The 14,012-nt window shown below is 64.1% G+C and carries 11 protein-coding genes; 10 read left to right on the top strand and 1 reads right to left on the bottom strand.

The window, feature by feature from the left end:
- Positions 1–221: 221 nt before the first annotated feature.
- The 4 genes from ABIB78_RS17500 to ABIB78_RS17485 all read left to right on the top strand — a co-directional run bounded on the left by ABIB78_RS17500 (position 222) and on the right by ABIB78_RS17485 (position 6,704).
- Positions 222–1,604: an ethanolamine ammonia-lyase subunit EutB gene (locus tag ABIB78_RS17500; RefSeq protein WP_429026698.1), complete on the top strand. Its 1,383-nt coding sequence runs from the start codon at positions 222–224 to the stop codon at positions 1,602–1,604.
- A 128-nt stretch (positions 1,605–1,732) separates the two neighbouring features.
- Positions 1,733–3,319: a B12-binding domain-containing radical SAM protein gene (locus ABIB78_RS17495; RefSeq protein WP_429026697.1), complete on the top strand. Its 1,587-nt coding sequence runs from the start codon at positions 1,733–1,735 to the stop codon at positions 3,317–3,319.
- A 4-nt stretch (positions 3,320–3,323) separates the two neighbouring features.
- Positions 3,324–4,118, top strand: a complete 795-nt coding sequence (gene eutC / locus ABIB78_RS17490) for an ethanolamine ammonia-lyase subunit EutC (RefSeq protein ID WP_429026695.1) — start codon at positions 3,324–3,326, stop codon at positions 4,116–4,118.
- A gap of 201 nt (positions 4,119–4,319) precedes the next feature.
- A complete protein-coding gene (locus ABIB78_RS17485) occupies positions 4,320–6,704 on the top strand; it encodes an efflux RND transporter permease subunit (protein ID WP_429026693.1) in 2,385 nt (794 codons plus the stop codon).
- Between the two features lie 77 nt (positions 6,705–6,781).
- On the opposite strand, the gene ABIB78_RS17480 is transcribed toward ABIB78_RS17485, so the two are convergent.
- Positions 6,782–7,285 carry a hypothetical protein gene (locus tag ABIB78_RS17480; protein ID WP_429026690.1) on the bottom strand — a complete coding sequence of 168 codons (504 nt, stop codon included), beginning with the start codon at positions 7,283–7,285 and terminating at the stop codon, positions 6,782–6,784.
- 405 nt (positions 7,286–7,690) lie between these two features.
- Between ABIB78_RS17480 and ABIB78_RS17475 the strand changes: the two genes are divergently transcribed.
- The 6 genes from ABIB78_RS17475 (at position 7,691) to ABIB78_RS17450 (ending at position 13,944) form a co-directional block, all read left to right on the top strand.
- On the top strand, positions 7,691–7,930 hold the full coding sequence (locus ABIB78_RS17475; RefSeq protein WP_429026688.1) for a hypothetical protein: 240 nt from the start codon (positions 7,691–7,693) through the stop codon (positions 7,928–7,930).
- A gap of 195 nt (positions 7,931–8,125) precedes the next feature.
- The gene (gene hpnC / locus ABIB78_RS17470; protein WP_429026686.1) at positions 8,126–9,004 is read left to right on the top strand and encodes a squalene synthase HpnC; all 879 of its coding nucleotides are present in this window, start codon (positions 8,126–8,128) and stop codon (positions 9,002–9,004) included.
- Complete coding sequence (gene hpnD / locus ABIB78_RS17465; RefSeq protein WP_429026684.1) at positions 9,001–9,837, top strand: presqualene diphosphate synthase HpnD; 837 nt, start codon at positions 9,001–9,003, stop codon at positions 9,835–9,837. The genes hpnC and hpnD overlap by 4 nt, the downstream gene beginning before the upstream one ends.
- Complete coding sequence (hpnE, locus tag ABIB78_RS17460; RefSeq protein WP_429026682.1) at positions 9,837–11,087, top strand: hydroxysqualene dehydroxylase HpnE; 1,251 nt, start codon at positions 9,837–9,839, stop codon at positions 11,085–11,087. The genes hpnD and hpnE overlap by 1 nt, the downstream gene beginning before the upstream one ends.
- Before the next feature lie 164 nt (positions 11,088–11,251).
- Positions 11,252–13,213 (top strand): squalene--hopene cyclase, encoded by a 1,962-nt coding sequence (gene shc / locus ABIB78_RS17455; RefSeq protein ID WP_429026679.1) that lies wholly within the window; start codon positions 11,252–11,254, stop codon positions 13,211–13,213.
- Positions 13,210–13,944 (top strand): phosphorylase, encoded by a 735-nt coding sequence (locus ABIB78_RS17450; protein ID WP_429026677.1) that lies wholly within the window; start codon positions 13,210–13,212, stop codon positions 13,942–13,944. The genes shc and ABIB78_RS17450 overlap by 4 nt, the downstream gene beginning before the upstream one ends.
- The last annotated feature ends 68 nt before the right edge of the window (positions 13,945–14,012 follow it).

Genomic DNA, 14,012 nt, shown 5'->3' with positions numbered 1-14,012 from the left:
AGCGTTTTGCACAGCCGCAACCGTTAAAATCTCTAAATAATCCCAATGCCTTATGAGGCGCTTCGAGCTGCCGGGTTTCCCGCCTCCTTGCCGCGGTGTCGAATGACGAGCCGCCATCGTCACCATTCGTCAACATCCCCGGCGCACCGGGCGAAGCTGATGGCACGACTTTCGCAAAGAGGTGCTAGGTTGCGCTGCCCCAGCCTTCGACGCGAACTCCCATGCTCTATCGTCACACCATCGACGCCACCAACTACGCATTCGCCGATCTGCGCGCCCTGCTTGCCAAGGCCTCGCCGCCGCGTTCCGGCGATCGCCTGGCCGGCATCGCGGCCGACACCGCGGAGGAGATGATCGCCGCACGGCTGGCGCTGGCCAACGTTCCGCTCAAGCAATTCCTCGACGAGCCGGTGATCCCCTATGAGGATGACGAAGTCACCCGCCTGATCCTCGACAGCCATGACGTTGCGGGCTTCCTGCCGGTGTCGTCGTTCACCGTCGGCGGCTTCCGCGACTGGCTGCTGTCGGATGCCGCCACCGGGGACGCGGTCAAGAAGATCTCGCGCGGCATCACGCCGGAGATGGTGGCGGCGGTATCGAAGCTGATGCGCAACCAGGATCTGATCCTGGTCGCGAAGAAATGCGTGGCGACGACCCGCTTCCGCAACACCGTCGGTTTGCGCGGGCGAATGAGCACGCGACTGCAGCCCAACCATCCGTTCGACGACCCCAAGGGCATCACCGCCTCGATCCTCGACGGGCTGCTGCTGGGCTCGGGCGATGCCTGCATCGGCATCAATCCGGCGAGCGACGATCCGAAAGTCATCGGCACCCTGCTGCGGCTGCTGGACGACATCATCACGCGTCTGGAGATTCCGACGCAGGGTTGCGTGCTCACCCACGTCACGACGACGCTCGGACTGATCGGGCAGGGGCTGCCGGTCGATCTCGTGTTCCAGTCGATCGCCGGCACCGAGGCGGCCAACCGCAGCTTCGGCGTCGACCTCTCGCTGTTGCGGGAGGCGCGCGAGGCGGGGTTGTCGCTGCGTCGCGGCACGGTCGGTGACAATGTGATGTATTTCGAGACCGGGCAGGGCTCGGCGCTGTCGGCCAACGCCCATCACCAGGTCGACCAGCAGACCTGCGAGGCGCGGGCCTATGCGGTGGCGCGCGCGTTCGATCCGCTGCTCGTCAACAGCGTGGTCGGCTTCATCGGTCCTGAATACCTCTATGACGGCAAGGAAATCATCCGCGCCGGGCTCGAGGATCATTTCTGCGGCAAGCTGCTCGGCCTGCCGCTCGGGATCGATGTCTGCTACACCAACCACGCCGAGGCCGATCAGGACGACATGGACAATCTCCTGACGCTGCTTGCGGCCGCCGGCGTGAACTTCATCATGGGCGTGCCGGGCGCGGATGACGTGATGCTGAACTATCAGTCGACATCGTTTCACGATGCGCTCTACGTCCGCGACCTGTTCGGCCTGAAGCGGGCGCCCGAATTCGACGACTGGCTGGCGCGCGTCGGCCTTGCCGGGCAGGACTTTCGCCTCGTTGCCGACGCGGGGCGGCTGCCCGACCTCGCTGCCAGGCTGCTGACCTGACGGGATGGCAAAATTCTGCAGAGCAACTATCTCGCCGTTGTGACGTTAGGTAGTGCCACAATGTTGAAGAATTTCTGGCCCAGCGTTCCACGCTATGGTTAGATTTGCGGGTGCTTCGGGGTCGTTTGATGAGAGCTGAGGGCATAAAGACTGTACGGCGTATCCTCTGCGTCTTTCCGCGCTATACGTCGTCCTTTGGGACCTTCGAGCACGCCTATCCCCTGACCGACGGCGTGAAGGCGTTCATGCCGCCGCAGGGCCTGCTGCTGATCGCCGCATATCTTCCCGAGAACTGGCCGGTCCGTTTCGTCGACGAGAACCTGCGCCCGGCGACGGCGGAGGATTTCGAGTGGGCGGATGCCGTGTTCGTCAGCGGCATGCACATCCAGCGCCAGCAGATGAACGACATCTGTCACCGCGCGCATGACCATGACCTGACGGTCGCGATCGGCGGGCCGTCGGTCAGTGCCTGCCCGGATTACTATCCCTCATTCGACTACCTTCATGTCGGCGAGCTCGGCGATGCGACCAATGAGCTGATCAGGCGTCTCGCCGAGGACACCAGCCGTCCCGACGAGCAGGTGGTGCTGAAAACCATCGACCGTCTGCCGATGACGGATTTCCCGCTGCCGGCCTATGAGCTCGCCGAAACCAAGAAGTACTTTCTCGGCAGCATCCAGTTCTCCTCGGGCTGTCCCTATCAGTGCGAGTTCTGCGATATCCCCGGGCTCTATGGCCGCAATCCGCGCCTGAAGTCGCCGCAGCAGATCATCGCCGAACTCGACAAGCTGCGCGCATGCGGCGCGACCGACACCGTCTATTTCGTCGACGACAATTTCATCGGCAACCGCAAGGCTGCGAGCGAGCTGCTGCCGCATCTGATCGAGTGGCAGAAGCGGACCGGTTATGTCACGCGCCTCGCCTGCGAGGCGACGCTCAACATCGCCAAGCGTCCCGAGATCCTGGAGAAGATGCGCGAGGCCTTCTTCGTGACGATCTTCGTCGGCATCGAGACGCCCGATCCCGACGCACTGAAAGCCATGCACAAGGATCAGAACATGATGGTTCCGATCCTGGACGGCGTGCGCACCATCAACTCCTTCGGCATGGAGGTCGTCTCCGGCATCATCATGGGGCTCGATACCGACAAGCCCCAGACCGGTGACGCACTGATCTCCTTTGTCGAGGAGTCCCAGATTCCGCTTCTCACCATCAACCTGCTGCAGGCGCTGCCGAAGACGCCGTTGTGGGATCGGCTCGAAAAGGCGGGGCGGCTGGTCGATGACGACGGCCGCGATTCCAACGTCGAGTTCCTGCTGCCCTATGAGGACGTGGTCAGCTCCTGGCGCAAATGCATGGAGCTCGCCTACCAGCCCGAGAAGCTGTTCGAGCGCTACCTGCATCAATGCAACTATACCTACACCAACCGCATCAAGGTGCCGGTCAGCCCGGAAATGAAGAGCTGGCGCAACATCCGGCGCGGCCTGATCATGCTGCGCAACATCTTCTGGAAGGTCGGCGTGCTCGGCGACTACAAGCGCGTGTTCTGGAAGTTTGCGCTGGGCCGGCTCAAGCGCGGCGACATCGAGGGGCTGATCTCGGCGACGCTGGTTGCGCATCATTTGATCACGTTTGCCCGTGCAGCCTCCAGCGGCCGGCAGAACGCCTCGAACTACTCGATCCGGTTGCGCGAGGCTTCAGTTCCCGCCGAGTAGCAGCATGACGACACCGCCGGCACCATCGTCCCATTCGCTTGCCGATCTGCGTGACCTCACGCCGGCGCGCGTCGGTCTCGGCCGGTCCGGGGCCAGCCTGCCGACCAATGCGCTGCTCTCCTTCACGCTCGACCACGCCCGCGCCCGCGACGCCGTTCACGCGGCCTTCGATGTCAGCCGGATTGCGGCCGGTCTTGCCGGCCTCGGCCTCGCGCCGCGCGAGGTGTCGAGCCAGGCGCGCAGCCGGCGCGACTATCTGCGCCGGCCCGATCTCGGGCGCATGCTGGATTCCGCGTCGCGGCGGTCGCTGGAGGGGAGCGGCATCACGGCGTGCCCCTGCGCCGTCGTGATCGGTGACGGCCTGTCCCCGACCGCGGTCAATGTGCACGCCGTCGAGTTGATCCGGCATTTCTTGCCGCGGCTCGCGGCCGACAAGATCGAGGCCGGAGGTGTGATCATCGCATCGGGTGCGCGCGTCGCACTCGGTGACGAGATCGGCGCCATCCTCGGCGCGCGCATGCTGGTGATGCTGATCGGCGAGCGGCCCGGCCTGTCCGCGCCGGACAGCCTTGGCGCCTATCTCACCTTCGCACCGCGGATAGGCCTCACCGATGCCGAGCGCAACTGCATCTCCAACATCCACCGCGCCGGGCTGAGTTATGCCGAAGCCGCGTTCAGGATCTCCTGGCTTGTGCGTGAGGGCCTGGCACGCCAAATCACGGGGGTCGCGTTGAAAGATGAAAGCGGCGGTGGATCGTCACAGGATGCGCTCCCAGGGTGTGACAAATCAGATACTTAATGGCGGGGATCGGCGGTTCCTCGCTGATTTGGTTCGACCCTCGCGCTTGCGAGCAAAGGGGCGGACAGGTAAAACCGGCGCCGGTCAATATTCGCGTGTTTTCAAGGACTAGCGCCGATCAACCGCGCTCACCCGCCTCATTCGCGCCCCTAGACCCAACCAAGCTAGACAGATTGAGCCGTTTTCAGAACTGGACAGGGCATGCTCGAAAAGAATTCCGAAAGTCAGGTCCATGTCGAGAAGGTCGAAGAGCCACGTTCTGGCCCCAGCATCGCCTTCGGGATCGAACGCCTTGGCCTGATCCCGATGCGGGCGCCGATCCTGTCCTGCATCGTCCTCGTTCTGTTGCTGATTGGCGCCGTGTTCGGCGTGCACCGGATCAAGATCGACGACTCGCTGTCGCAGCTGTTCCGTTCCGAATCCAAGGACTACAAGCAATATGAGGCGGTGACCAAGCGTTTCCCGGCGACCGAGTTCGACGTCCTCGTTGTGGTCGAAGGCAAGACGCTGCTTGAACGCGACAATCTCGGAAAGCTCCGTGACATGGTCACGGACCTGCAGCTCGTCGAAGGCGTTCGCGGCCTGGTGTCGCTGTTCTCGGCGCGGCAGGCGCCGGAGCCCGGCAAGCTGCCGGCGGCGCTGTTCCCGAATGATCTCCCCGAGGGAGCGGCCTACGACAAATTCGTCGAGACCGTCAAAAGCAACGAGATCATCCGCGGCAAGCTGCTGTCGGAAGACGGCACGCTTGCGCTGGTCGTGCTGTCGCTCGAGCCGGAGGTGGTCGCCAGCAACAAGCTCAGCAAGGTGGTCGGCGACATCAGGAAGATCATGGCCGAGGATCTCGGCGGCAGCGGACTCAATGCCCAGCTGTCCGGCGTGCCGGTCATGCAGCTCGAGATCCGCAATGCGGTCGAGCGCGACGGCCTGACCTACAACATCCTCGGCATCCTCGCCGGCTGCGTCATCGCCATCATCTTCTTCCGCAAGATTTCCTTCATGGTGGCGGCGGCGTTCCCGCCGATGATCGCGATCCTGCTCGCGCTCGGCGGCCTCGGCTGGGCCAATTTCAATCTCAACATGTTCCTCAACGTGATGACGCCGCTCATCATGGTGATCAGCTTCTCCGACTCGATGCAGCTGACATTCGCGGCGCGCGACCGGCTGATCGCGGGGCAGGACAAATTCACCGCGTTCAAGAACGCGGTGCTGGTGGTCGGCCCGGCCTGCGTGCTGACGCACGGCACGGCGGGCATTTCCTTCATTGCGCTGCAGTTCTCGGACTCCGACCTGATCCGCAAGTTCGGCGAGGCCGGGCTTGCGGCGACCATCATCGCGCTGGTCGCGGTGCTCTCTCTGGTGCCGGTGTTCGGCATCCTGCTGGTGCGCAACGAGAACGTCTTTGCGGTCAAATTCCAGAGCGCGGATGCCGGCGTTCAGGCGCTGCGCAATTTCTGCTACTGGATCGCGGTGCGCATGGTCGGCCGTCCGGGCCTGTTCAGCCTGCTCGCGCTGATCGTCGTCGGCGGCCTCGGCATCATCTATGCCAATCTCGAACCGCGTTACCGGCTCGCAGATCAGGTGCCGGACAAGCGGCAGGCGGTGGCGGCGTCGAGCCGGCTCGACGCCAAGCTCACAGGCGCCAATCCGGTCGACGTGCTGATCGAATTCCCCAAGGGTCAATCGCTCTACTCGCCGGAGACGCTGAAGACGATCGCCGACGTTCACGCGATGGTCGAGGACAGTGCCGGTGTCGGCAACGTCTGGTCGCTGGAAACCTTGCGGCGCTGGCTCGCCGAGAAGGCCGGCAGCAACGATGTCGCGACGCTGAAGGAATATGTCGGCGTGATTCCCGAACATCTCGTGCGCCGCTTCATCTCGAAGGATCAGGATGCGGTCGTGGTGTCGGGCCGGGTTCCGGATCTGGACTCGAGTGAGCTGCTTCCGGTGGTGAACAAACTCGATCACTCGCTGGACAAGGTGCGCGCCGAGCATCCCGGCTACGAGATCGCGGTCACGGGCCTGTCGGTGATTGCCGCGCGCAACAGCGCCAACATGATCGAGAAGCTCAACCGCGGCCTCACGGTGGAGTTCGCACTGGTCGCGATCTTCATCGGGCTCGCGTTCCGCTCGGTCGTGGTGATGTTCTCCTGTATCCTGCCCGGCATCTTCCCCGTGGTGCTGTCAGGCACCGTGCTTTGGCTGCTCGGGGAGGGGCTGCAATTCGCCAGCGTGGTGGCGTTGACCGTCTCGTTCGGCCTCGGCCTCAGCGCAACCATCCACTTCCTCAATCGCCTGCGGCTGGAGATGAAGCCGGGTGTCACGCCGGAACTCGCGGTGGAGCGCGCCACCGTGCTGGTCGGTCCCGCGCTGATCCTGACCACGGTGGTGCTGGCCTGCGGCCTCGTCGTCACCGTGTTCTCGGACCTGCCGTCGCTGCGCCTGTTCGGCTGGCTGAGCGCGTTCTCGATGGTCGCAGCCCTGGTCGCCGACCTCTTCATCCTGCGGCCGACCTCGATGTTCCTGATCAACCTGTCGCAAAGGCTGCGCGGCAAGGGCGGGCAACCGGCGCCGATCGAAAAGGCCTGATGTGCTGACAACAAAAGGCCCGGCTCCGATGCGCTCGGAACCGGGCCTTTTTGTTCGCCGGCAATCGGCCGGCAGCGTCAGGTCTTCGTCATCGTGATCGTGACGCCGCGGATCTCACCCTTGGAGTCGATCTGGACGACCTGCTTGGAGCCGTTGGTCTGCAGATTCAGGTTCGCGGCAAAGCCGGAGGCCTCGACGAACACGTCGATCCGCCCGCCGCCTGCGGTGCCCTGCAAATTGCCGAAGATGTTGCGGCTCGCCTCGCTCCAATTGCCGGAGATCCGGTCGCCCTGGCTGGTGACGTCGCTGGAGAGGTCGAACTTGTAGCTGTCGCTGGCGCAATGCAGCGTTTGCTTCAGGCTCATGCCCGATGCCGCGACCTTGTAATCCGCCTTGCAACGAATCCGTTCTGTCGTGCCGTTGGACAACGCCACCGTGCCCGTTCCGCTCCACGAGCCGGCAAAACCGGCAAATGGTCCGCCGGCCTGGGCATGGACGGCAGAGGCAGACAGCATCAGTGCGGCGCCGACGCCCACAGCCCTGAAAGCCTGACCATAACCACTGGAACCAAACAGTTTCATTGTGAATTTTCCCATCAAAATCAACGCCTCCTACGCAAGAAAGCGTCTCGCCGCATCGAAGGTTTAGTGTCACCGAAGAATGTTAGGTTCAAACGACAGAAACGGCGCGCGACCCCGATAATGTCGTCGAACAGAATCAGAAACCGTCGGCCTCATGCTGGCATGTAGCTTTGCGCGACTGCCACCCGCAATACCCAAACGCGACAAAGTGATGGCATGAATCGCTGTTGTGAATCAATGGCTTATGCGGGGGTTTACAACGCCGCAAATTTAGCCGCATTTAACGGTGCTTGTCGTCAATCCGTTGCCGCGTTACGTGGCGTCTGCAATCCCTAAAATCCGTCCCGGCCATGCCGAAACGCTTTTCGGGAACAGATTTTCTGCTGTCGGAAATGAAGGAATACGATGCGTAAATTTCTCTTGGCTCTTGCCCTGTTGTCGATCCCGCTTTCATCCAGCGTCCTCGCCCAGCAGCAGGCGCGCAGCGGTACACCCGACGAGCAAAAAGCCTGCACGCGCGACGTGCAGCGTCACTGCCGCTCCGTGATCGATCAGGGCGATTTCACCATTCTCGCCTGCCTGCAGCAGAACCGCAGCAAGATCAGCGCCGCCTGTGACCAGGTGCTGAAGACCCACGGCCAGTAGGACCGAATTCAGGTCTCAAGGGACCGCTATCGACACCGCGGCTGGCAGCCATGCCGACCGCGGCTACGTATGCTGGCGGTCACAGATAGCATTGGTTTTGGTGGCGTATTCCCCTATATGGGGCTCGCAAATCCCCGCATGCGCCTGACCGTTCGCGCCTGCGTCGTGCCCTGACCAGTGTAGCCCAAATTTCCCATGACCACCGCGAGCGACCTGCGATCCGGAAAGACCCACCGCGACGAGAATTTTCCGGTCGCGTCGTGGATCATTCATCCGCGGCATCGTGCCCTGATCCTGGCCTTCTATAACTTCGTCCGCACCGCCGACGATGTCGCCGATCACGCCACGCTGCCCGCCGAGGAGAAGCTGCGCTATCTCGACCTCATGGAGGCCGAGCTGCTCGGCAATGGCGAGACCCAGAAGGAAGCCGTCAATCTGCGCCGGGCCTTCGCCGAGCGCGGCATGCCGCCGCGGCACGCGCTCGACGTGCTGGTCGCATTCCGCCTCGACGTCACCAAGCTGCGCTACGAGAACTGGGATGACGTGATCGACTATTGCCGGTACTCGGCGATGCCGGTCGGACGTTTCATGCTCGAGGTGCATGGCGAGGATATCTCGACCTGGGCGGCGTCGGATGCGCTCTGCGCAGCCCTGCAGATCAACAATCATCTTCAGGACTGCGGCAAGGACTACCGGAACCTGAACCGCGTCTATCTGCCGCGCGATGCGCTGGCCGCCGCGGGCGCAACCGTCGAAATGCTCGGCGAGGCGAAGTCGCAGCCGGCCCTGCTCAAGTGCCTGCAGGCGCTCGCGGTGCGCACCGAGGCACTGCTTGACCAGGGCAAGTCGCTCGCTGCCGAGGTGAAGGATTTCAGGCTCGGGCTCGAGATATCGGTGATCCAGGCTTTCGCCGACAAGATCGTCAACATGCTGAAGGTGCGCGATCCGCTCAGCGAGCGCGTGCATCTCAGCCCGATCGAACTGCTGCTGCAGAGCCTCGGCGGCATGGCCGGCGAGACTGCGCGGCGCGCGACCGGCCGGCGTGCGGTCTCCAAGACGGCGGCAGGGGCATGAGTGCTGAGGCGGCGGCCAACGCAAGTTATGGAAGCACCGCGTCGGGCAGCTCGTTCTATGCCGCGATGCGCATCCTGCCGCGCGCGCAGCGCGAGGCGATGTTCCAGATCTACAGCTTCTGCCGGCAGGTCGACGACATCGCCGATTCCGATGGCCCGCGGCCGGAACGGCTGGCCGCTCTGCAACAGTGGCGCGACGATATCGACGCGCTCTATGCGGGACATCCGCCGGAGCGCCTGAAAGACTATGTCGCCTCGGTGAAGACCTTCGGCTTGAAGCGCGAGGATTTCGTCGCGATCGTCGATGGCATGGAAATGGACGTGCCGCAGGATATACGCGCGCCGGATCTTGCGACGCTCGACCTGTATTGCGATCGCGTCGCGAGCGCGGTCGGCCGGCTGTCGGTGCGCGTGTTCGGCCTGCCCGAGGAGGATGGTATCCAGCTCGCGTATCACCTCGGCCGCGCGCTGCAGCTTACCAACATCCTGCGCGACATCGACGAGGATGCGGGTCTCGGCCGTCTCTATCTGCCGCGTGAGTGGCTCTGGCACGCCGGCATCACCAATACCGACCCGGCCCGCGTCACTGCCGACCGCGCGCTGCCGAAGGTTTGCGCGCCGCTCGCCGAGCGCGCCAAGATGCATTTCCAGAAGTCCGACGAGATCATGAAGCGCAATTCGCGCCGCGCCGTGCGCGCGCCGCGGATCATGTCGAAATACTACCGTGCGATCCTCGATCTGTTGGTCGCGCGCGGCTTCGCGGCTCCGCGTGCGCCGGTGCATGTGTCCAAGGCAGCCAAGATCGGCATTCTTCTTCGTTACGCGATCATCTGATGCAAAAGACCGTTCATATCATCGGTGCCGGTATTTCCGGCCTCTCCGCGGCCATGCGGCTCGCCAATGGCGGCTACAAGGTGTGCGTCCACGAGGCGACGCAGCAGGCCGGTGGCCGCTGCCGCTCCTATTTCGACGCCGCCACCAATCTCACCATCGACAATGGCAATCATCTGCTGCTGTCGGGCAACCGTCACGCGCTGAGTTACGCGCGTTCGATCGGCACCGAGGCCGGCCTCGTGGGACCCGCACGCGCACAGTTTCCGTTCGTCGATCTGGCCACCGGCCAACGCTGGCAGCTCGACCTCGGCGATTCCCGCCTGCCGCTGTGGGTGTTCGACGAGGCGCGCCGCGTCCCGGACACCACCCTGCGCGACTATCTCGCATTGGCACCGCTGGCCTGGGCCGGCACCGGGGCGCTGGTCGGCAACACCATTCCCTGCAAGGGTGCGCTGTATGACCGCCTGGTGCAGCCGCTGCTGCTCGCGGCGCTGAACGTCGATCCGCCGGAAGGCTCGGCCGGGCTTGCCGGCGCCATCGTGCGCGAGACGCTGCTCGCAGGCGGGCGGGCTTGCCGCCCGCTGATCGCGCGCGACGGCCTGAGCTCGGTCCTGATCGAGCCGGCGGTGAAGCTGCTGCAGGAGAGGGGCTACAGCGTCCAGTTCAGTCACGAATTGCGGACGCTTGGCATGTCGGGGGATCGCGTTAGCGAACTCGATTTTGGCGGTGGCGACCAGATCGCGCTGGCCGCCGACGATGCCGTCGTGCTTGCGGTGCCGCCGCGCGCTGCGGCATCCCTGCTGCCCGGCCTGAAAACGCCGACCAAATTCCGCGCCATCGTGAACGCGCACTTCCGCGTCGATCCGCCGCGCGACGCCGCGTCCATTCTCGGCGTGGTCGGCGGCCTCGTGGAGTGGCTGTTCGCGTTCCCGCAACGGTTGTCGGTGACGATCAGCAACGGCGACCGCCTGGTCGACATGCCGCGCGAGGAGCTAGCGCAGGCGATCTGGCGGGACATCTGCAAGGCGTCGGGCGTTTCCGGCGACCTGCCGCCGTGGCAGATCGTGCGCGAGCGCCGTGCCACATTTGAGGCGACGCCGGAGCAGAACGCCCTGCGTCCGGGGCCCGAGACGACGCAAAAAAACCTGTTCCTTGCCGGCGATTGGACTGCTACCGGGTTGCCGGCAACCATCGAGGGGTCGGTGCGGTCCGGTGATCGCGCCGCAGATCTGGTTCTGGCCAGGCGTTAGATTCGGCCTGTTGGAGCATTTTCGAGCGAAGTGGTTACCGGTTCGCGTAAAGAAAATGCGACCAAACAAAAAGACAAGAACATGATCCGATTCAATCGGACCATGTTCTGGAGTGGCCGCGGCTGTCGATCAGCCGCTCCGCGATGAAGAGGATATCGAGCGACATGCTTTCGAGAGATCACGGCGTCGCAGTCGACCCGGTCGCGCTGGAGAAGAGCATCTCCAAGGCAACCGAAGCGCTGCTCGGCTATCGCCAGTCCGACGGACACTGGATATTCGAGCTCGAGGCCGACAGCACCATTCCGGCCGAGTACATCCTGCTGCGTCACTATCTGGCCGAGCCGGTCGACGCCGAACTCGAGGCCAAGCTCGGCAATTATCTGCGCCGAGTCCAGGGCGCGCATGGCGGCTGGCCGCTGGTGCATGACGGCCCGTTCGACATGAGCGCCAGCGTGAAGTCGTACTTCGCGCTGAAGATGATCGGCGATTCCGTCGACGCGCCGCACATGGTGCGGGCGCGCGAGGCGATCCGTTCCCGCGGCGGGGCTGCGGGCAGCAACGTGTTCACGCGCTTTCTGCTTGCGCTCTATGGCGTCGTGACCTGGCGCGCGACGCCGGCGTTGCCGATCGAGATCATGCTGCTGCCGTTGTGGTCGCCGTTCCACATCAACAAGATCTCCTACTGGGCGCGTACCACCATGGTGCCGCTGATGGTGCTCGCCGCGCTGAAGCCGCGTGCCAGGAACCCGAAGGGCGTCAGCATCGACGAACTGTTCCTGGAGGATCCGAAATCGGTCCGCATGGCGCCGAAGGCGCCGCATCAGAGCCCGAGCTGGTTCTATCTGTTCCGCTCGCTCGACGCCGTGCTGCGCGTGATCGAGCCGATGTTTCCGAACAGCCTGCGCCAGCGTGCGATCGACGCCGCGCTCGCCTTCATCGAAGAGCGGCTGAACGGCGAAGACGGCATGGGCGCGATCTATCCGCCGATGGCCAACATCGTCATGATGTACGAGGCGCTCGGCAAGGACGAGAATTTTCCGCCGCGCGCCGTCACCCGTCGCGGCATCGACAAGCTGCTCGTGATCGGCGAACACGAGGCCTACTGCCAGCCCTGCGTCTCGCCGGTGTGGGACACAGCACTGACCTGTCATGCGCTGCTGGAGACGGGCAGCGACGATACCCTGGCCAAGGCCAGGCAGGGCCTCGACTGGCTGAAGCCACGCCAGGTGCTGGAGCTGAAGGGCGATTGGGCGGTCAAGGCGCCGGCTGTCCGTCCCGGCGGCTGGGCATTCCAGTACAACAACGACCACTATCCCGATCTCGACGACACCGCCGTCGTCGTGATGGCGATGGACCGTGCGCGGCGCCACACCGGAACCAGGGAATATGACGAGGCGATCGCGCGCGGCCGCGAGTGGATCGAGGGGCTGCAGAGCCGCGACGGCGGCTGGGCTGCGTTCGATGCCAACAACCTCGAATATTACCTCAACAACATCCCGTTCTCCGACCACGGCGCATTGCTCGATCCGCCGACCGAGGATGTTACGGCGCGCTGCATCTCGATGCTGGGTCAGCTCGGCGAGACCGCCGCGAGCAGCAAGGCGATGGCCGACGGCGTTGCCTATCTGCGCCGCACCCAGCTTGCCGAGGGCTCCTGGTACGGCCGCTGGGGCCTGAACTACGTCTACGGCACCTGGTCGGTGCTCTCAGCGCTAAATGTCGCAGGGGTCGATCGCAACGACCCGATGATTCGGAAAGCGGTAGACTGGCTGGCGTCAGTCCAGAATCAGGACGGCGGCTGGGGCGAGGACGCGGTCAGTTACCGGCTGGATTACAAGGGTTATGAAGTTGCGCCGTCGACCTCTTCGCAAACGGCATGGGCCTTGCTTGGATTAATGGCCGCCGGAGAGGTCGAAAATCCCGCTGTTGCGCGGGGGGTGGAGTACCTAAAGGCAACACAGACGGAAAAAGGGCTGTGGGACGAGCAGCGATACACCGCTACGGGGTTTCCGCGGGTATTTTACTTGCGATATCATGGCTACTCGAAGTTCTTTCCGCTCTGGGCACTGGCGCGGTATCGAAATTTGAGAAGCACCAATAGCAGGGTGGTAGGGGTCGGGATGTGATTGTTGAGGCGGGGGCCGCCGAGACCGTGGGCAGTAGAATTGATCCTCGGCCGGTATTGATTGTGACTGGATTGGTGCAGGAGGCTCGCATCGCAGCGGGTCCGGGCATGATCGTGATCTGCAGTTCGAGCGATCCGCAGCAGCTGCGTGCATTGCTGGCGACGCTGGATCCGACGACGTTCCGCGGCGTGATTTCGTTCGGCGTGGCTGGCGGGCTCGACCCGTCGCTCAAATCGGGCGATGTCGTGGTCGCGACCGAGGTGATGTCCGGCGATACCCGTTTCCTGGCGGCGTCCGCACTGAACGAGGAGATGATCGCCAGTGCCGCGCTGAAGCGCCGCAGGATCGTCCGCGGCGGACTTGCTGGCGTGGAACAAGTGATCGCGGCGAAGGCCTGCAAGGCCGCGCTGCGCTCGGTGACGGGCGCTGCGGCGGTCGACATGGAGAGCCATATCGCGGCAGCCTATGCCGCCAAGGCGGGAGTTCCGTTTGCCGCGCTGCGCGTGATCAGCGATCCCGCGCACCGGGCGTTGCCCGAGCTTGCGAAATCGGCGGTGAAACCGAACGGCGACATCGACCTGCGCAAGGTGCTGCGCGGTATCGCGCGCAATCCGCGGACGCTGCGGGCGCTGGTGTCGACCGGCATCGACTTCAACCGCGCGCTGCGCTCGCTGCGCAGCTGCCGCGGCTTCCTGCTCGGCAACGACGTGCTGGTTCCGGTGGAAGCCTGACGGGCCGGGTAAGCCCTCGCCAGACACGGCGGGCCGCACTGGACAAACGCTGAAAGCAAAAAGGCCCG

This window comes from Bradyrhizobium sp. I1.14.4 (assembly GCF_050435825.1).
Lineage (GTDB): Bacteria > Pseudomonadota > Alphaproteobacteria > Rhizobiales > Xanthobacteraceae > Bradyrhizobium.
This window is presented reverse-complemented; position numbering and strand designations above follow the sequence as displayed.

Coding starts and splice junctions, on each gene's coding strand:
- ABIB78_RS17500 (WP_429026698.1), top strand. CDS start 222: ATGCTCTATCGTCACACCATCGACGCCACCAACTACGCATTCGCCGAT.
- ABIB78_RS17495 (WP_429026697.1), top strand. CDS start 1,733: ATGAGAGCTGAGGGCATAAAGACTGTACGGCGTATCCTCTGCGTCTTT.
- eutC (WP_429026695.1), top strand. CDS start 3,324: ATGACGACACCGCCGGCACCATCGTCCCATTCGCTTGCCGATCTGCGT.
- ABIB78_RS17485 (WP_429026693.1), top strand. CDS start 4,320: ATGCTCGAAAAGAATTCCGAAAGTCAGGTCCATGTCGAGAAGGTCGAA.
- ABIB78_RS17480 (WP_429026690.1), bottom strand. CDS start 7,285: ATGAAACTGTTTGGTTCCAGTGGTTATGGTCAGGCTTTCAGGGCTGTG.
- ABIB78_RS17475 (WP_429026688.1), top strand. CDS start 7,691: ATGCGTAAATTTCTCTTGGCTCTTGCCCTGTTGTCGATCCCGCTTTCA.
- hpnC (WP_429026686.1), top strand. CDS start 8,126: ATGACCACCGCGAGCGACCTGCGATCCGGAAAGACCCACCGCGACGAG.
- hpnD (WP_429026684.1), top strand. CDS start 9,001: ATGAGTGCTGAGGCGGCGGCCAACGCAAGTTATGGAAGCACCGCGTCG.
- hpnE (WP_429026682.1), top strand. CDS start 9,837: ATGCAAAAGACCGTTCATATCATCGGTGCCGGTATTTCCGGCCTCTCC.
- shc (WP_429026679.1), top strand. CDS start 11,252: ATGCTTTCGAGAGATCACGGCGTCGCAGTCGACCCGGTCGCGCTGGAG.